We start from the raw sequence: 18,390 nt of genomic DNA, 5'->3' as shown, positions 1-18,390 counted from the left end.
TGCGTTGGCTTTCGGGCAGCTAACGAAAAGGGGCGGCTTCCGCCTGGAAACCGCCCCCTTCCCATCGCTCGATGGACCGGTGTTTACGCGCCCTTGGCTGGACCCATCAGCCGCTGCATCAGGTAGATGAACTGCAGCGCCTGCAGTTTCGCGCGCTGGTCATTGTCGACCCCGCCCGAATGTCCACCAGTGGTATCCTCGAAGTAGTAATAGGGTTGCCCCAGCTCCTTGAGACGTGCGGCGCCCTTGCGCGCATGGGCCGGATGCGTGCGATCATCCGCGGTCGAAGCCCACAGGAAGGGCGCGGGATAATCCACGCCTTCGACGATCTTCTGATAGGGCGAATAGCCTTCGATCCAGGCGCGCTGTTCGGGAATGCGCGGATCGCCATATTCGCCGATCCACGAAGCCCCGCGCCCGATCAGGTGATAGCGCAGCATGTCGAACAACGGGATCTGCACGATCGCCGCGTTCAAGAGGTCGGGCCGCTGGGTGAAGAAGGTGCCGACCAGCAGCCCCCCCTGTGATCCGCCCTGAATGCCAAGGTGCTTGGGGCTGGTGAAACCACGCTTCACCAGATCCTCGCCCACTGCAATGAAATCGTCCCAGGTGCGCTGCTTGTTCTCGCGAATTGCGGTCTGGTGCCACATCGGCCCGAACTCACCGCCCCCACGCATATTGGCGAGGACATAGGCACCGCCCTTTTCCACCCACAGCTTGCCGGTGGAACCGAGATAGGACGGCAGGCGCGGCACCTGGAAACCGCCATAGCCGGTCAGCAGCGTCGCGGTGGTGCCATCCAGCACCATGCCCTTGGGCTTGACGATGAAATAGGGGATCTTCGTCCCGTCCTTGCTCACCGCCTCGTGCTGTTCGACCTCCATGCCGGCGGGGTCGAAATAGGCCGGGCTGGTCTTGAGAACTTCGGGTGCCGCCGTGCCGTCGGTATAGTAGAGCGTGGTCGGCTCAAGGAACCCGCTCACGGTGTACATGATCTGGTCGGTCTCGTTCGAGGAAGCGGCGATCCCGAGCGTCGCATTGTCCGGCAGCGGCACTTCGCGGCTGACCCACTGGCCGTTCGCGAAGTTGAATTCGAGCACCTTGCCCACGACATTGTCGAGCAGCGTCACGTAAAGCGCATTCGCGGTCACCGCGCCGCCCTGCTTGGTCTGCCGTTCTCCCGGCGCCCAGACCAGCGTCTTCTTCGCGCCGTTGGGGTCGGCCTTCCATTCTTCCAGATCGACCGCGATCAGGCTGTCGGCAGCGAAGGTCTGGCCATCCACAGTCCAGTCTTCATCGGTCGAAATCAGCAGGTGACCATCGACTATGCCGTAAAGCCCGCCTTTCTTGGGGATATCGAGCTGGAGCCACTCGCCGTCCTTCCAGACGTAATTGAGGCTTTCATGGAAGCTGACCCCGCGGAAGGCGGTGCGGGCGTGGATCGTGCCGGTGTTGTCGCGCAGCAGATTCGCGCCGGCCCACACGTCGCTGGCCTCGCCCCGGAAGATTTCGGGTGCATCCGCGATCGGGGTGCCGCGCTTCCATACGCGGCTGGTGAAGGGATACTCGCTTTCCGTCAGTGTCCCTTCGCCAAAGTTGCGATTGACCAGCAAGGTGTCGGCATCGATCCACTGAATGCCGCCCTGGCTCTTGGCATCGAGCACGAAGCCGCCTTCGACGAATTGCTTCGTGGTCGTGTCGAATTCGCGCATGATGGTGGCATCCTCGCCGCCATCGCTGAGCGCGATCATGCACTTGTTCAGCATCGGCGGCAGGCAGGTCGATCCCTGATAGACCCATTCCTTGCCTTCTGCCTTTGCCAGCGCATCGACGTCGAGGATCACCTCCCATTCCGGCTTGTCAGTGCGGTAGCTTTCAAGGGTTGTGCGGCGCAGCACGCCCTTGGGGTTCGCCTTATCCTGCCAGAAGTTATAGAGGCCATCCGGGCGGAAGCTGACGAAGGGGATGCGGTCGTTGCTGTCGAAGATCGCCAGCGCCTCGGCCTTCAACTGCGCATAGCGCGGATCGGCTTCGAATGCGGCGAGGGTGCGTTCGTTTTCCGTGGCGACCCAGGCAAGTGCCTCGGGGCTGCGGGCTTCTTCCAGCCAGATATAAGGATCTTGTTCGGGGCCGGGGACGCCCGGCACCGGGGTTTCCTCAGCGGCTGCGCCAGTGGCTGCGGTCATCGTCATTGCGAGTGCCAGTGCGAAAGTGGAGACAAGTTTCAAGCGTCCTCTCCTCAGGGAAATGCTGCGCGCTGTTGTGCCGAGCAAGCGATGGAAAGGGAAGGGGATAGACGCAAAAAGGGCGAGCCATTGGCCCGCCCCTATTGGTCGTTCGTTGATTGACGCGGGAGTTACCCCTCGACGTGCTCCGCCAGAACAGTGAGGCCCTTCTCGTTCACTTCGGCAAAGCCGCCGCGCACCTGAATGATTTCAGGCGCGGCATTGGCCGAAGCAAAGACCTGCACCGCCCCGTCGCGGATGGTGCTCATGAAGGGCGCATGGCCCTCCAGCACGCCGAATTCACCCTCAGCGCCGGGGACGACCACCATGTGGACGTCTTCCGAACGGACGAGCTTGGCCGGGGTGACGAGTTCGAAGTGGAGGGGCATGGTGCCTTATGCCTCTTCGGCCATCTTCTTGGCCTTTTCGACCGCCTGATCGATCCCGCCGACCATGTAGAAGGCGCTTTCGGGCAGGTGGTCATATTCGCCGTCGACCACCGCCTTGAAGCTCTTCACCGTGTCTTCGAGCTGCACGAACACGCCCGGGATGTTGGTGAAGACTTCCGCGACGTGGAACGGCTGCGAGAGGAACTTCTGGATCTTGCGTGCGCGGGCGACGGTCAGCTTGTCCTCTTCCGAAAGCTCGTCCATCCCGAGAATGGCGATGATGTCCTGCAGGCTCTTGTACTTCTGCAGGATCGCCTGAACGCGGCGGGCGGTGTCGTAGTGCTCCTGACCCACGACGCGGGGCTCAAGCACACGCGAGGTCGAGTCGAGCGGGTCGACCGCCGGGTAGATGCCGAGCTCCGAGATCGCGCGCGACAGGGTGGTCGTCGCATCAAGGTGCGCGAAGGAGGTCGCGGGCGCCGGGTCGGTCAAGTCGTCCGCGGGAACGTAGATCGCCTGCACCGAGGTGATCGAGCCCTTGGTGGTCGACGTGATGCGCTCCTGCAGCTTGCCCATGTCGGTCGCGAGCGTCGGCTGGTAGCCCACCGCCGAGGGAATGCGGCCGAGCAGCGCCGACACTTCCGAACCAGCCTGGGTGAAGCGGAAGATGTTGTCGACGAAGAACAGCACGTCCTGACCTTCGACGTCGCGGAAATACTCCGCCATGGTCAGGCCCGACAGCGCGACGCGCGCGCGGGCGCCCGGGGGCTCGTTCATCTGGCCGAAGACGAGCGCCACCTTGGAGCCTTCCGAGGTCGCGTTGCCCTCGGCGTCCTTGGCGATCACGCCGGCATCGAGGAATTCGTGGTAGAGGTCGTTCCCTTCACGGGTGCGCTCACCCACGCCGGCGAACACCGACACGCCGCCGTGGCCCTTGGCGATGTTGTTGATGAGCTCCTGAATGAGCACGGTCTTGCCGACGCCCGCGCCCCCAAAGAGCCCGATCTTGCCGCCCTTGGCGTAAGGCGCGAGGAGGTCGATCACCTTGATACCGGTGACAAGGATCGCCGCTTCGGTCGACTGGTCGATGAAGGCCGGGGCTTCGGCATGGATCGGGGCGGTCGATTCCGCACCGATCGGGCCGCGCTCGTCGATCGCTTCGCCGACGACGTTCATGATGCGGCCGAGAACCTTCGGCCCCACGGGAACGCTGATCTGCGCACCGGTGTTGATGACTTCGCTGCCGCGGGTCAGGCCCTCGGTCGCGTCCATCGCGATGGTGCGCACGGTGTTCTCGCCAAGGTGCTGGGCGACTTCGAGCACCAGCGTCTTGTCACCGTTGCGGGTCTCGAGCGCGGTGAGGATCGGCGGCAGTTCGCCTTCGAACTGCACGTCGACGACGGCGCCGATGACCTGCGAAATCGTGCCGTTGGTGGTCTGGTTGAGAGCGGCGGTGGCCATGATTGTTTCCTTGGCTTTCGATTACAGCGCTTCCGCGCCAGCAATGATTTCGATGAGTTCGGTGGTGATCGCGGCCTGACGGCTGCGGTTGTACTGGATGGTGAGCTTCTGGATCAGCTCGCCCGCGTTGCGCGTGGCGTTGTCCATCGCGGTCATCGACGCGCCCTGCTCGGAAGCCTCGCGTTCAAGCAGCGCGCCGAACAGCTGGGTGCGCACGTAGCGCGGCAGCAGTTCTTCGAGGATTTCCTCCTCGCCCGGCTCGTATTGCACCACGGCGTCCGCGACGACCGCATCGGTCGGGGCGGGGACGGGGATCAGCTGGTTCACCGTCGGATCCTGCGCCAGCGCCGACTTGAAGGTCGGGTAGATCAGGTGCGCGACATCGAACTGGCCCGCGTCGAACATGGCGATCAGCTCATTGGCGATGGCTTCGGCCTCGGGGAAGCCGGGGGTCTTGACCGTGCTGGTGTCGAAGCCCGCGCCGACAGCCGAGGGGAACTCGCGCTTGAGCGGCGCGCGGCCCTTTTTGCCGACGAGGTAAAATTCGACTGTCTTGCCAGCGGCTTGCAGCTCGCGCGCCTTGGCCTTGGCAGCCTTGACGAGGTTGGAGTTGAGACCGCCGCACAGGCCCTTGTCAGTGTTAACCACGACGAGGAGGTGCTTCTGATCCGCGCCGGTGCCCGCCAGCAGCTTGGGCGCGGCGGAACCCGACACCTTGCTCGCCAGCGAGGCCATCACCGCGCTGAGGCGCGTGGCATAGGGCCGCCCGGCCTCGGCCGCAGCCTGGGCACGGCGCAGCTTGGCCGCCGCGACCATCTGCTTGGCCTTGGTGATCTTCTGGGTCGACTTGACCGAGTTGATCCGGCCCTTGAGTTCCTTGAGTGAGGGCACGTCAGGGCGTCCTTACGCGAACTGCTTGCCGAAAGCTTCGAGCGCGGCCTTGGTCTTGTCCGCGACTTCGCCTTCGAACTTCTTCGAGGTGCGGATTTCGGCTAGCACGTCGCCGTGTTCGCGGCGCATGTAGTCGAGCATCTGCGCTTCGTATTCGTTCACGCGGTTCACCGGGATCGCATCGAGGAAGCCGTTGGTGCCCGCGTAGATCGACACGGTCTGCTCTTCGAACGGCATCGGCGAGAACTGCTTCTGCTTGAGCAGCTCCGTGAGGCGCGCACCGCGGTTCAGCAGCTTCTGCGTCGCGGCGTCGAGGTCCGAGCCGAACTGCGCGAAGGCCGCCATTTCGCGGTACTGCGCAAGGTCGAGCTTCATCGAGCCCGAAACCTTCTTCATCGCCTTGGTCTGGGCGGCACCGCCCACACGCGACACCGACAGGCCGACGTTAATGGCGGGGCGGATGCCCTGATAGAACAGGCCTGTTTCAAGGAAGATCTGGCCGTCGGTGATCGAGATCACGTTGGTCGGAATGTAGGCCGACACGTCACCCGCCTGGGTCTCGATGATCGGCAGCGCGGTGAGCGAGCCGTGGCCGTTTTCCTCGTTCATCTTCGCGGCGCGCTCAAGCAGGCGGCTGTGAAGGTAGAACACGTCGCCCGGGTAAGCTTCGCGGCCCGGCGGGCGGCGCAGCAGCAGCGACATCTGGCGGTAAGCGACAGCCTGCTTGGAAAGGTCGTCGTACACGATCACGGCGTGCATGCCGTTATCGCGGAAGAACTCGCCCATTGCGCAGCCGGTGTAGGGCGCAAGGTACTGGAGCGGCGCGGGCTCCGAAGCGGTCGCGGCGACGACGATCGAATATTCCATCGCGCCGTTTTCTTCGAGCTGCTTTACGATCTGCGCCACGGTCGAACGCTTCTGGCCGACCGCGACATAGACGCAGTAGAGCTTCTTCTTCTCGTCGTCGCCCTGATTGGCTTCCTTCTGGTTGATGAAGGTGTCGATGGCGACGGCGGTCTTGCCGGTCTGACGGTCACCGATGATCAGCTCGCGCTGACCGCGGCCGACGGGGACGAGCGCGTCAATCGCCTTGAGGCCGGTCTGGACGGGCTCCGACACGGATTCGCGCGGGATGATGCCCGGCGCCTTCACTTCGACGCGGCTGCGCTTTTCGGCCACAATCGGGCCCTTGCCGTCGATCGGGTTGCCGAGCGCGTCGACCACGCGGCCGAGCAGGCCCTTGCCGACCGGCACGTCGACGATGGTGCCGGTGCGCTTGACGACATCGCCTTCCTTGATCTCGCTGTCCGAGCCGAAGATCACGACGCCGACGTTGTCGGCTTCGAGGTTGAGGGCCATGCCCTGCACCCCGTTCGAGAATTCCACCATCTCGCCGGCCTGGACCTTGTCGAGGCCGTGGATGCGGGCGATCCCGTCACCCACCGACAGCACGGTGCCGGTTTCGCTGACTTCGGCCTCGGTGCCGAAATTGGCGATCTGGTCCTTGATGACCTTCGAGATTTCTGCGGCGCGGATTTCCATTGTTCAGTCCTTTAAGCCTGCATGGCCTTGGCGAGCGAGTTGAGACGGGTGCGGATCGAGGCATCAATGCGCTGCGAACCGATGGTGACGACGAGGCCGCCGAGGAGGTCGGGATCGACCGCGGCGGAGAGCATGACGGTGCGCCCTTCGCGCGCGGTCAGCTTGGTCTTGAGGCTGGCAAGCTGATCGGCCGACAGCGGGTGGGCGCTGGTGACGGTGGCGGTCACTTCGCCGCGCTGGGCAGCGGCAATCGCCTTGAACGCGCTGATGATCGCGGGCAGCTTCGCCAAGCGGCGGTTTGCCGCAAGCACGCCGAGGAAATTTGTGGTCAGCGGGCTGAGCTTCAGCTTCTTCGCCACCGCCGCCATCGCGGCGCCCTGAGCGGCGCGGGCGAGTTCGGGATTGGTGGTCAGCGCCGCCAGATCACCCGATTCGGCGAGGGCAGCGCCCAGCGTTTCGAGATCCTTTTCGACCGCTGTCACCTTGCCGTTTTCAGCGGCGAGATCGAACAGGGCCGAGGCATAGCGTCCAGCCAGGCTAGCCTTGATACCGGCGGATATATCCACGCGCGTGCAATCCTCTTGCGAAGCATGAGAAGGGTAATGCTTGGGCCTTGGAAACGGGGCACGCAAGCGGGTGCCCCCCAAAGTTGGCGCGCGCCTAGCAATTGATTCCGGTTCCTGCAAGCCACGAGGGGCGGTAATTGTGCAGGTGCGAAGCGAGGCGCCCCAGCGATGGTGCGCCTCGCTTGTGCGGACTGAACCTCTAGACGCCGGTCAGGACGGGCTGGTCGGGCTGCTTGTGGTGGTAGGTGCGCCGCTGTCCTCGAACACGGCAGGCCCCGTGTAGGACCGCAGAACGCTGGCGGTCAGATTCCAGGCCAAGTCTGTGCGGCGCAGCTGATAAAGGCCGCGCAGATAGGCCCGATCGAGCGAAGTCATCTCCAGCGGAGCCTTGCGCGGGCCATCGGCAAACAGGCTTAGAATGGTTGGCACCCCAGCAGCTTCATAGTCGGCCGGATCGCGCGGATTGCCGAGCAGGTGCAGGGTTGCGTAATCGGCCAGCTGGGTGACGTGCATGTCTTCCAGCTGCGCAAGATCGAGAAACACGATCGCGTTCATCTTTGCCTGATAGAGGTTGGCGCGATGACGCGAGGGGTTGGTACCGAAAAAGACCGGAACGGCGAAGGCCGGGTTGGTATTGGCGGTTGAGCGATTGCCGAGCAGAATGCCGTCATTTGTGCGCAGCACGGTTTCGCCCCACACGATTGCGGGCTTGTCGGCGGCAAGCTGCCTGGCGATGGCGCGATCGCTGTCGGGGTTGAACAGTTGCGGATCGCGTTTGCGCAGGGCGTCGATAACCTTGCGTGGCTTGCGGTTGGCCGAGACCAGTGCGTTCGGCTTGCAATCGGGCTCTGCCAACGCGACGCCGGCCTCGCGGATATTCCGGCGTATGCGTTCAGCGACCATTTCGTTCTGCTGTCCGTAAAGCCCGACAACAGCGATACAGACCGGATCATGGAAGCGCGGCGCGGTGTCATAGGGCAGGTCACCGCCAAACAGCTGGCGCTGACCGCGCACGATCTCGTCGCGCGAAAGCGGGCGGTCGCCCTGAACTTCGATGGGATCATCTTCGGTCAATGGCCAGGGCGTTTCCTGAGCCGCTAGCGAGGTTGAAAATCCGATCACACCCAGGGCTGTCAGGCCCGCAACAAAGAAACGTCCCACATCGCCTCTCCTCTAGGTTTGTCTCCCGTGTGAACTGATCCTCGTTTTTGCAACTTGAACAGATGCTTAACTGCCGCCTTTGGCCTTGCAGCTGTAGACCAGTCTCTCATTGGGCCGTGCGGGCAGAGCGGCGATAAGGGCGGATTGCTGTTCCCCCAGCGTGCGCGCCGCGTCGCTGACGCCGCAGGACGGCGGGGTGTAGGCCGCGCGAGCCTCGCGGGCTGCCGCAAGCGCTTCCTGACCCAACAGATATCGATCAGTGCGAAGGGTGCGAGTGGCCGGTTCAAAGGTGTTGACCGCGACCGCGGCATCCTCCTGCGCAGCGAAGACTCGCTGCCATTCTCCTGCCGGCCCGAGGCCATATTGCGTGCGGTCGTTGACGCAGCCATCGGCAGACCAATCGAAGGCCACATCGTCGGTGCGGGCCGAGGTCACGCGGCTGCGTTCCGGTACCAATGTGCAGATGAGCGCGCCTTCTGCTGCTTCTGATCCGGCGGCGGGGGCAGGCTTGTTACTTCCCTCGACCTCGGCGATGGCAGCGGCGACCCGGTCTTCGATTTCGGCAAGACCAGGCCGGGTGATCCACAGCAGCACAGCCGTCACCACCGCCGCTGCCGAGGCCGCCGCTGCAATCCGACCATGGGTGCGGCGCGCCTCCATCCCGCGCCACGCAAAGGCGCAATAGCCTGCCGCCGTCGCTGTCAGTAGCGCGATCAGGGCCAAAGCCATGCGGTTCTCGCGCTCGGCCAGTACGTCCATCTGCGCCGCAATCCGCGCCCGTTCGCGCGTCTCGCGCAAGGTTTCCGCACGCTCGGCCAGCAATGCACGGGCCTGCGACTGTTCGGCTTCGAGCCGCTGACGCTCGTCCGCATTCAATTCGTCGATCGAGCGACAGGGCAGGGTGTTGACCACCGGTTCGACCCCGTTGGTGCGCAGGAAGGGCAGCAATTCGCGCAAGGATACCGCGAAGTAGAACTCCGCCTCGCCGCTGTTCGAATCCGCGCTGAAGGAATTGACCCCGATCACCCGTCCGCAGGGATCAAGCAGCGGCCCACCCGAATTGCCGCGCGCGATGGGGGCTGTGTGGAGGATAGTGTCGAACTGGCGCGACGGGCGCTCGCCCGACAGGAAGCCGCGCGATTTGACCGGTGGCTGGGCGCGGAAGATGTCGCTGAGATCGAGCCCCTGCGCCAGATCGACATTCATGGGATAGCCGACCGCGGCCACCTCGCCGAGGTTTGCTCCCGGGCCACCCGCCAATGCAAGTGGCGGCAGGCGCAGGGCGCCCTTGGCGATCTCCAGCAGGGCCAGATCATTGCGCGGGCTGACCGCCACCACCCGCCCGAAAGCGCCGCCTGCGCCCTCTGGCGGAACGATCCCGATCCGCAGCGTATCGTCCTGCAGCACTTCGCGCACCACATGGGCATTGGTGACGATGCGGGTGGGCGAGACCGCGAAGCCGGTGCCGTGCGAGACGGGGACGGGCTGGCCGTCCTCGCTGCCGATGATTACCACCCGCACCACTCCGCGCGCTGCCGCATCGACATCGCCGGGATCGGCGGAAGCGGGTATTGCCAGAGCGAATGCCAGCATCACCCAAAGCAGCACTGCGGCTGCCCTTTGGCGCACCTTGCTCATGATCTCGGCGGTCGGCGTCATGCGATAAAGGCCTCGATTGAAACGCAATGTGATCAATGGCATTGGCAGGGCATCACATCAACAACGCAAGGCTGGATCGACGGCAATGACGAAATGGCTTCTCTTCGCAGCGACTGGCGTTCTGGCCCTGTCCGGCCCTGCTCAGGCACAGAAACAGGCGCAGTTGCAGGAGGGCGTCGGGGCAACCTTCAAGATCGCGGACAAGGCTTTCACATTCGCTGTGCCGGAAGGCTACTGCCTGCCGGAAGGCGCCGACCTTGCTCTTGCAGAAGCCTATGCCGATTTCGACACGATCAATTTCACCCACGCCTCGATCCAGCGTTGCGATGCGGTGTACGAGGATTATTCTCTCATAAAATCAATGCGCAAGGCGAAGCCGGTGAACGTGACGAAGGCAATCTTCGTCCCGCTGATGGCGCGTACGCTCGAAAACGAATTGGGCGGACAGCTGTTTGAATCGGGATTGGATCAGGCGCGCAAGGATCTTTCGGCGGGAACCGGCGATTCGCTGAAGCTCGGCGAGGCTGCCGCTCGCAGCGCAGGCTTCGATGCTGACTGCGCCTATATCCTTGGCAGCGCTCAGGTTTCCGTCGGCGAGCTGAGCCAGGTCATGAACTTTGCCACCTGCATGACGCTGGTCGAAGGGCAGGTTTTCGCCGTTCACGCCTATGCCGATGCCAAGCGCGAGGTGCCTGACGACACGTTGAAGGCGCGCAGTCGGGCGATTGCCGCCAGCCTGGCGCTGGTTCCCTGAAGGCCTGCGCAGAACCGATTGTTCCACGTGAAACAGGCCGCGCAAGGCCCGGTCAAGGCAGGGCTGACAGGGGTCAGGCAGGGATCTGGAAGGGGGCAAGCACGGGTCTGGCGCCACGCTGGAGCGATCGGAATTGCAGGCCGCAGCGAAAGGCAGGTGAGCCATGAAACGAGCGAACAGCAGTAGCACAGCCAAGCGCATCCATTGGGCAGTGCTGGCAACGACGCTCGGGCCGATGCTGGTGGCGACGACCGACAAGGGGGTGTGCTGCCTTGCCTTCGGAGAGGGCGAGGCGGAATTGCGGGCGCGGTTCCCGAAGGCGGAACTGCGCGCGGCGGGCGAGGCCTTCCGTGATCTGTTCGCGAAGGTGCTGGCGGCGGTCGAACAGCCCGGTCCCGGCAGCGCCGCAATCCCGCTCGACGTCCACGGCACCGCCTTCCAGCAGAGGGTCTGGGAAGAACTGCGCCGCATCCCGCATGGGGAAACCCGCAGCTACGGCGAACTCGCCGCCGCGCTGGGCAACCCCAAGGCGAGCCGCGCGGTGGGCGGGGCGAACGGGGCGAACCACGTCGCGGTGCTGATCCCCTGCCACCGGGTGATCGCCGCCGACGGCTCGCTGGGGGGCTATGCCTATGGGCTGGCAATCAAGGCGGAGTTGCTGCGGCGGGAGGGGGTTGCCGCGGGCGGGTTGCTTTGAGTACTGGCAGCTCCATTCCCAACCCCATCGTCTTCCGGGGTCAATCCCGGGCTTGACGGTGAATTGGGTTCGCTCCCCCTCAATCGAGCTTCGGCGGCATCCCCGGTTCGCACTTCGCCATGGCGCGCTGGTAGGCAGGCCGTTCACCGATGCGCTTCAGATAGGCCTGCAAATTGGGCATCCCCTCGATCCCCATGCCGCTCATCGCCCGCGAAGTCGTGAGCTGGAAGCCCATCATGATGTCCGCCGTGGTCAGCTGCGTGCCGCCGAAATACTCCGCTTCGCCCAGCCGTTTTTCGACGATCGCCCAACCCTTCTGTACCCGGTCGGCGACGAAGGGTGGCATTTCCGCCGCGCCCATGAACTGCGCCACCAGCGCCATCATGCCATTGGTCATGAAGGTCGCGTTGGCCCAGTGGTAGTAGAACAGGTGGTCGGCAAAGTCGGGGTGATCCGCGCCCGGCACCAGCGCCGTGCCGGGGGCATATTTCGCGACGATATAGTCCATGATCGCCCCGCTTTCGCCCAGCACGAAGTCGCCATCGGTGATGACCGGCGCAATGCCCATCGGGTGCAGCGCCTTGTAGTCGTCGGGCGCGAGGCGGTTGTCGGTGCGGCGGGTGTAGAGCTTCAGGTCGTATTCCAGCCCCAGCTCCTCGGCCAGCCAGACGATACGCTCGGATTGCGACAGGCGCAGGTGGTGGATGGTCAGCATGGCGGCGCTCTCTCCCGTGGGTTGTGTAGCGCCAAGGCCTAGCCAAAGACTTGCCGCTGCGCCATCCTTGCCGCGTAACGCCTTGGGGAGCCTTGTCGAATCATGGACATTGTCGAAACCGCGCCCGCGCCCGCGCCGCTTTGGAAGCGGATCATCGACTTTCCGCTTGTCACCATGCTGATCGCGCTGGCGCTGGTTGCTGCCGTGATGGTGCCTGTCAATATCGTCGGCGGGTTCTTCGGCGAGCCGGTCGGCTGGGATATTGTGGAGCCGGTGGTGGCGGTGACCTTGATTGTCGCCCTGATCGGCTTGCAGAAGCTGGTGCTGCGCCGACTGGGGTCGCGCAAGCATGACGACCTGCCATTTGCCGCTGCTCCGCGCGATCTGGCGATGGGTGTGTTCGGGGCGGGGGCCTTGTTCAGCCTCATCGTCGGCATTGCCGCCCTGCTCGGCGCCTATGTGATCGACGGCTGGGGCGGGATGACAAGCTGGGTGTTCATCCTGTTCTGGGCCGGGTTCAACGCAGGCTTCATCGAGGAGCTGATCTTCCGCGGCATCCTGTTCCGCTGGATCGAGGAATTCGGCGGCAGCTGGGCGGCGCTGTTTATCACCTCGGGGCTGTTCGGGCTGGTGCATATGGGCAACGACAATGCAACCTGGATGTCAGGGCTGACGATTGCGGCAGTGGCGGGTACGCTGCTGGGCGGGGCCTATATGCTCACGCGGAGCCTGTGGTTGCCGGTGGGGCTGCACTTTGGCTGGAACGTGACGCAGGGGCTGGTGTGGGACGTGCCGGTCTCGGGCTATGATGGCGACGGACTGGTGGACGCGCGACTGGTGGGCGATCCGCTGATTTCGGGCGGGGCCTTCGGGCTGGAGGCTTCGGTCATCGCGCTGGTGGTCGGGGGTGTGGCGGGCGCGTGGATGGTGTGGCGCGCAGTCAGGGCGGGCGAGGTGATGGCCCCCTGGTGGGCGCGCCGCGGCGTCGCCGCAGGAGCCTAGGCGCGCGCCCAGCCTTTGCGCGCGGGTTCGAGGCTGTCCAGGAATTTTTCGGCACTCTGGAGATATTCGGCCTGCTTGGCCTCGCCCATCTTGTCCCAGGTGGCATAGATGCGCCCGATGCGATGGTTGCTTTCGAGGCGGGCGCGGTTGCGGTCCATGAAGTGCCAGTAGAGCGGGTTGAAGGGGCAGGCGTTGGGGCCGGTCTTCTGACTGACCTTGTAACGGCACTTGCCGCAATAGTCCGACATCTTGTTGATGTAATTGCCGCTCGCGGCATAGGGCTTGGTCGCCAGCCTGCCGCCATCCGCATAGAGCACCATGCCCGCCACATTGGGCAGCTCGACCCACTCGAAGGCGTCGGCATAGACCGCGAGATACCAATCGGCGACTGCCCGCGGATCAATCCCGGCGATGAGGCAGAAGTTGCCCAGCACCATCAGCCTTTGGATGTGGTGCGCATGGGCATCCTCCTGCGTGGTGCGGATGCAGTCGGCAAGGCATCGCATGTCGGTTTTGCCGGTCCAGAAGAATTCGGGGAGCGGCCTTGTCGCGCCCAGTTCGTTCGCCTCAGCCAGCCCCGGCATCTGGTGCCAGTAAAACCCGCGCACATATTCGCGCCACCCGATGATCTGGCGGATGAAGCCCTCTACGGAATTGAGCGGAGCCCTGCCTGATTTATAGGCATCTTCGGCGGCGCGGCACAGTTCGAGGGGATCGAGCAACCCGCAATTGAGACTGGTCGAGAGCATCGAGTGGTAAAGATCGTCCTCTCCATGCACCATTGCGTCCTGATAGGGGCCGAATTTTTCGAGCCTGCGCGCGAAGAACGCTTCGGCAGCTTCCAGCGCCTCAGCGCGGGTGACGGGCCAGCCGAAGGGTTCCAGGTCGCCGAAATGGTCGGGGAAGCGCTCAGCCACGAGCGCGATCACCTCCTGCGTGATGGCATCGGGGGCGAACTTCGGCGTGGGGGGTGCTTTCAATCCGGCCTTGGGCGGTTCGCGGTTTTCGCTGTCGAGGTTCCAGACGCCCGCGACGGGCTTGTCGCCCTCCATCAGCAGTCCGGTCTTGCGGCGCATTTCGCGGTAGAAATACTCCATCGTCAGGTGCTTGCGCCCTTCCGCGAACTTGCGGAACTCGGCGTGGGTGGCCACAAACCGCGTATCGGGGAGGATTGAGACAGGGCAGGCGAAGCGGCCTTCCCATTCGAGCATCGCTTGCGCCACCCGCCATTCGCCGCTTTCCGTGACGCGGATTTCGCCAGGGGCGTGGCGCTGGATCGCGCGGGCGACCTCGCCGGTGAAGCTGCCGGTGTTCTCTGGATCGTCGAGCCGGATGTAATCGACTTGCCAGCCTTCCGCCCGAAGCTCGTCGGCGAAATGGCGCATGGCCGAAAAGATCAGCACGATCTTCTGCTTATGGTGCTTCACATAGGTCGCTTCGTCCCACACCTCCATCATCAGCACGACGGTGCTTGCGGGGGAGAGACCATCGAGGCTGCTCAGGTTATGCGACAACTGGTCGCCGAGGATCGGCACGAGAACGGGAGCGGTCATGCGCAGGGTTACGCGCGAGCGTCCGGTTTGGTTTCGCGCGGTGCCTATTGCGTCACTTCCAGCGCGCGGAAGGCGGCGGCCTGAAAGGCGGGATCGTTGAGCATCGAGATCAGCAGGCTGCGCGCCTCGTTCTTCTCCCCGCGCCGGCTTTGCGCCGTGGCATAGGCATAGCGGAAATCGCCGACCCCGGCATTGGCGAGAAAGGCGCGGCGGAGCTGATTAAGGGCGGCTTCGGGCGGCTCGCGGTCCTGTTCGACATAGGACTGGTGATAGAGCGCGGCGGCGAGCGGCTCGCGTTCCGGCGCGCGCGCCAGCGGGCCGAGCATCGCGCGCACCTCGTCATAGGCGGCCGGGTCGTCGGGATTGCCTTCGCGCACCAGCCGCGCGAGCAGGATCTCGGCGCGCAGCCGCCTCGCCGGGGCAAGATCGGGGTCGAGCGACAGGGCTTTGTTGACCGCACGCCACGCCTCGGCATCGGAATAGGGGTTGGCCATGACGATCAGCTCGCCATTGGAAAAGCCGAAGCCGCGAAACACCGGCCGTCCGCCGAAATCGCTGTTCTGCACCCGTGCATATTCAGCGGCGGCATATTCGTACCAGACCAGCGCGCTGTCGGGAAAGCGGCGGGTCAGCTCGCCCAGTTCGCGGGCGCTGGCATTCAGCCGGGTTTCGAGCAGTCGTTCGATGCGCAGGTCTATCAGCGCAATTTCGTCGCGCGCCATCCGGCGGACAGTGACATCGGCGACGAACATCGGCTGGATCCGCACCCGCCGCATCGGCGCGACGATCCGCCGCTGGCCCAGCTCGGTCGCCAGCGCTTCCAGATCCCCCAGCTCGCGCGCGGCGTCTTCCATGCTGCGGCCGGTCACATAGGCATCAATGTAGCGATCGAGCACGCCGGCATATTGCGGCTCGATCAGCAGCGGGCTGGCGATCACCCGGCTCAGGTCGAGAAAGCGCGAATATTCGGCTTCGGTGCGGTGACGGAAGCGCACCATCAGCGCTTCGGTCATTGCGGCGCTGGTGATGCCGCGGATCGGGCGGATGCTGCGCGGCTTGCCGATTGTGAACAGGCCCCGTTCCTTGCTCGAGGCGGTCGCGAAGTAATGCGACAGGCCCGCTGTCACCCACATCGGCTTGGGCCGGAAGAAGCCGTTTCCGAGGTGAAACTGGGTCAGGCAGTAGAACACCTCGCTCGGGTCACGCTCGCCGGTCGGGTCGGTGGTGTAAAGCGCATAGGCGATCGGGAGTTCGGCATGGTCCTGGCACACTGCGCTCGCGCCGAAATTGGCGGCGCGGGCGATCCGGGCGGGCCTGTCGGTGAGGTAGAGCTCAGGCTTGCGCCCGTGCCGCGTTTCGGCCGGCATCAGCCCATGGAGCACGCGGTCGAATTCCTCGATCGACTGCATCAGGCTGCGCAATTCCGCCTCGTCGAGCCGGGCGTGGACGACGTAATGATCGCTCTCGGCCCTGAGCCAGGCCTGGGCATGGACAGGTAGGGCAAAGCACCAGGCAAGGCACAGGGCCATCACGAACAGGCAGAGGCGGGGCACCACGCCCGCGAAGTTAACGCCGCCTAAGCTATTGTAAAGTAGCGATCACACAAAGGAATAGGGATCGATGTCCACCCCCACGCGCACGCCGGGGGCAAAGCGGATGCTGCCGATCCAGTCGCGCAGAACGGCTTGCAGATTGGCGCTGCGCCGCGCGTTGACGAGGAAACGGTAGCGATAGCGCCCGCGCAGCAGCGACAGCGGGGCAGGGGCAGGGCCAAGGATCTGCACCTCCGCCAGCCGTGGCCGGACATCCCCGAGCCGCACGGCGGCCTCGCGGGCTTCCTTTTCGTCCTCCGAGGACAGGATGATCGCTGCCCAGCGCCCGAAGGGCGGCGCGCCCGCATCCCGGCGGCCTTCGGTTTCGGCGGCATAGAAGGCGTCGCGGTCACCATTGGCCAGCGCGGCGATCACCGGCGCATCAGGATGGCGGGTCTGGATCAGCACCTCGCCCGGCTTGGCCCCGCGCCCGGCGCGCCCGGCGACCTGCGCGATCTGGGAGAAGGTGCGCTCGCCTGCGCGCAGGTCGCCGCCTTCGAGGCCAAGGTCGGCATCGACCACGCCCACCAGCGTCAGGTCGGGAAAGTGGAAGCCCTTGGTCACCAGCTGCGTGCCGATGATGATGTCGATCGCCTTGTCTTGCGCCATGGCGATGAACTGCGCCGCACGCTCGGGCGTGTTCAGCGTATCCGATGTCGCCAGCGCCACGCGCGCATCCGGGAACAGGTCGCGCACTTCATCAGCGATGCGCTCTACCCCCGGGCCGCAGGCCACGAGGCAATCCTTCTCGCCGCATTCGGGGCAGGCGTCCGGCACCCGGGTTTCGAACCCGCAATGGTGGCAGGCGAGACGGGACGACAGGCGGTGTTCGACCAGCCACGCGCTGCACGAAGGGCATTTGAAGCGATGTCCGCAATTGCGGCATAGGGTCAGCGGGGCATAGCCGCGGCGGTTAAGGAACAGCAGCGATTGTTCGCCCTTGTCCAGCCGGTCACGCAGGGCCTCGATCAGCGGCCCGGCCAGCCACCGCTGGCTGCCGGGCTTTTCCTCCGTCAGGTTGACGAGGCGCACCGCAGGCAGGCTCGCCCCGCCGAAGCGGCTCGGCAGGTCGAGCTTTTCGTAGATTCCCTGCGCCGCCATGTGCAGGCTTTCCAGCGCGGGGGTGGCGCTGGCGAGCACCACCGGCACGCCTTCGAACCGCGCCCGCATCACGGCGACATCGCGCGCGTTATAGCGCACCCCGTCATCCTGCTTGAAGCTGACTTCGTGCGCTTCATCGACCACGATCAGGCCAAGGTTGGCATAGGGCAGGAACAGCGCCGAACGCGCGCCGACCACGACCTGCGCTTCTCCGTTCGCAATCGCCCGCCATGCGCGGCGGCGCTCGGTGGATTTGAGCGACGAATGCCACAGCACCGGGGCCGTGCCGAACCTTGCGGCAAAGCGCGCCAGGAAATTCTCGGTCAGCGCAATTTCAGGCAGGAGGACAAGCACCTGCCGTCCCTGCCGGATCGCCTGTGCGACGGGTTCGAAATAGGTCTCGGTCTTGCCGGAACCCGTCACTCCGTCGAGCAGAAAGGGGGCAAAGGCCCGGGTGTTCACCGCTGAGACCAACCGGCCGGCGACGGCGCGCTGGTCGTCGGACAGATCAGGTGGGGCGTGATCGGGATCGGCGATCGGATAGGGCCGGTCGATCTGCACGGTCACCGGTTCCAGCAGGCCAGCACCCGCCATGCCGCGCAGCACGCCTTCCGAGACGCCCGCCATGCCTGCAAGTTCGCGCATGGTGCCTTGTTCGCCTGCGAGCTTCTCCAAGGCGGTCTTGCGCTTCGCGGTCAGCCTGCCGGTCGCCTCGCTGCCGGTCAGGCGGTATTCGGTCATGGTGGCAGGCCCGCCGAGCGCGCCGCCGCTGGACAGCGCCATGCGCGCGACACTGGCGAGCGGAGCGCAATAGTAATCGGCGGTCCATTCGATCAGCCGTCTGAGCGGCGCAGGGAGCGGCGGGACAGGCAGGACTTCGACAATCGGGCGCAGGCGTTCAAAGGCGATGTCCTCGCCCGGCAGACGGCCCTCGTCCCACACGATCCCCGTCACTTTGCGCGGCCCTAGGGGTGCGATCACCACGCTGCCCGCAGGCGCGTCAACGCCGTCCGGCAGGCGGTAATCCAGCGGGCCTAGTGCGGCGTTCAGGACAAGAAGGCGAACCCGGTTCATCTTGGCGT

14 protein-coding genes and 1 pseudogene are annotated in these 18,390 nt (G+C 64.9%); 3 read left to right on the top strand and 12 right to left on the bottom strand.

What is annotated here, in order from left to right; all coding sequences use genetic code 11:
• Positions 1 to 83: 83 nt before the first annotated feature.
• From CHX26_RS13415 to CHX26_RS13380, 8 genes are all read right to left on the bottom strand, one after another.
• Entirely contained in the window at positions 84 to 2,192 is a 2,109-nt protein-coding gene (locus CHX26_RS13415) for a prolyl oligopeptidase family serine peptidase (RefSeq protein WP_335682305.1), read from the bottom strand.
• A gap of 164 nt (positions 2,193 to 2,356) precedes the next feature.
• A complete protein-coding gene (locus CHX26_RS13410) occupies positions 2,357 to 2,614 on the bottom strand; it encodes an ATP synthase F1 subunit epsilon (RefSeq protein WP_104942798.1) in 258 nt (85 codons plus the stop codon).
• Positions 2,615 to 2,620: 6 nt separating this feature from the next.
• Positions 2,621 to 4,075, bottom strand: a complete 1,455-nt coding sequence (gene atpD / locus CHX26_RS13405; protein ID WP_104942797.1) for a F0F1 ATP synthase subunit beta — start codon at positions 4,073 to 4,075, stop codon at positions 2,621 to 2,623.
• 21 nt (positions 4,076 to 4,096) lie between these two features.
• Positions 4,097 to 4,966, bottom strand: coding sequence for a F0F1 ATP synthase subunit gamma (locus CHX26_RS13400; protein ID WP_104942796.1), 870 nt, complete (start codon positions 4,964 to 4,966; stop codon positions 4,097 to 4,099).
• Between the two features lie 12 nt (positions 4,967 to 4,978).
• Positions 4,979 to 6,508: a F0F1 ATP synthase subunit alpha gene (atpA, locus tag CHX26_RS13395; protein WP_104942795.1), complete on the bottom strand. Its 1,530-nt coding sequence runs from the start codon at positions 6,506 to 6,508 to the stop codon at positions 4,979 to 4,981.
• An 11-nt stretch (positions 6,509 to 6,519) separates the two neighbouring features.
• Positions 6,520 to 7,074 carry a F0F1 ATP synthase subunit delta gene (locus tag CHX26_RS13390; RefSeq protein ID WP_104942794.1) on the bottom strand — a complete coding sequence of 185 codons (555 nt, stop codon included), beginning with the start codon at positions 7,072 to 7,074 and terminating at the stop codon, positions 6,520 to 6,522.
• A gap of 210 nt (positions 7,075 to 7,284) precedes the next feature.
• Positions 7,285 to 8,235, bottom strand: coding sequence for a hypothetical protein (locus CHX26_RS13385; RefSeq protein WP_146107741.1), 951 nt, complete (start codon positions 8,233 to 8,235; stop codon positions 7,285 to 7,287).
• 66 nt (positions 8,236 to 8,301) lie between these two features.
• A complete protein-coding gene (locus CHX26_RS13380; RefSeq protein WP_233997164.1) occupies positions 8,302 to 9,894 on the bottom strand; it encodes a S1 family peptidase in 1,593 nt (530 codons plus the stop codon).
• An 85-nt stretch (positions 9,895 to 9,979) separates the two neighbouring features.
• On the opposite strand from CHX26_RS13380, the gene CHX26_RS13375 reads away from it, so the two are divergent.
• Together CHX26_RS13375 and CHX26_RS13370 are read left to right on the top strand one after the other, a co-directional pair.
• Positions 9,980 to 10,648, top strand: coding sequence for a hypothetical protein (locus CHX26_RS13375; protein ID WP_104942792.1), 669 nt, complete (start codon positions 9,980 to 9,982; stop codon positions 10,646 to 10,648).
• A gap of 199 nt (positions 10,649 to 10,847) precedes the next feature.
• A pseudogene (locus CHX26_RS13370) lies at positions 10,848 to 11,345 on the top strand (methylated-DNA--[protein]-cysteine S-methyltransferase); the annotation flags it as partial.
• Between the two features lie 79 nt (positions 11,346 to 11,424).
• On the opposite strand, the gene CHX26_RS13365 reads toward CHX26_RS13370, so the two are convergent.
• Positions 11,425 to 12,060 (bottom strand): glutathione S-transferase family protein, encoded by a 636-nt coding sequence (locus CHX26_RS13365; RefSeq protein ID WP_104942791.1) that lies wholly within the window; start codon positions 12,058 to 12,060, stop codon positions 11,425 to 11,427.
• 102 nt (positions 12,061 to 12,162) lie between these two features.
• Between CHX26_RS13365 and CHX26_RS13360 the strand changes: the two genes are divergently transcribed.
• Entirely contained in the window at positions 12,163 to 13,062 is a 900-nt protein-coding gene (locus CHX26_RS13360; protein WP_104942790.1) for a CPBP family intramembrane glutamic endopeptidase, read from the top strand.
• Here CHX26_RS13360 and CHX26_RS13355 read toward each other — a convergent pair.
• From CHX26_RS13355 to CHX26_RS13345, 3 genes are read right to left on the bottom strand one after another with little or no spacing between them, the layout of a single operon-like run.
• Positions 13,059 to 14,615, bottom strand: coding sequence for a cryptochrome/photolyase family protein (locus CHX26_RS13355; RefSeq protein ID WP_104942789.1), 1,557 nt, complete (start codon positions 14,613 to 14,615; stop codon positions 13,059 to 13,061). The genes CHX26_RS13360 and CHX26_RS13355 overlap by 4 nt on opposite strands.
• Positions 14,616 to 14,659: 44 nt before the next feature.
• Positions 14,660 to 16,168 (bottom strand): tetratricopeptide repeat protein, encoded by a 1,509-nt coding sequence (locus CHX26_RS13350; protein ID WP_146107740.1) that lies wholly within the window; start codon positions 16,166 to 16,168, stop codon positions 14,660 to 14,662.
• Positions 16,169 to 16,213: 45 nt separating this feature from the next.
• Positions 16,214 to 18,382 carry a primosomal protein N' gene (locus CHX26_RS13345; protein ID WP_104942787.1) on the bottom strand — a complete coding sequence of 723 codons (2,169 nt, stop codon included), beginning with the start codon at positions 18,380 to 18,382 and terminating at the stop codon, positions 16,214 to 16,216.
• Between the last annotated feature and the right edge of the window lie 8 nt (positions 18,383 to 18,390).

Origin of the sequence: Porphyrobacter sp. HT-58-2, assembly GCF_002952215.1 — a bacterium.
Taxonomy (GTDB): Bacteria; Pseudomonadota; Alphaproteobacteria; order Sphingomonadales; family Sphingomonadaceae; genus Erythrobacter.
Note: the sequence above shows the minus strand (reverse complement) of the source record. Positions and strands in the feature narration are given on the sequence as shown.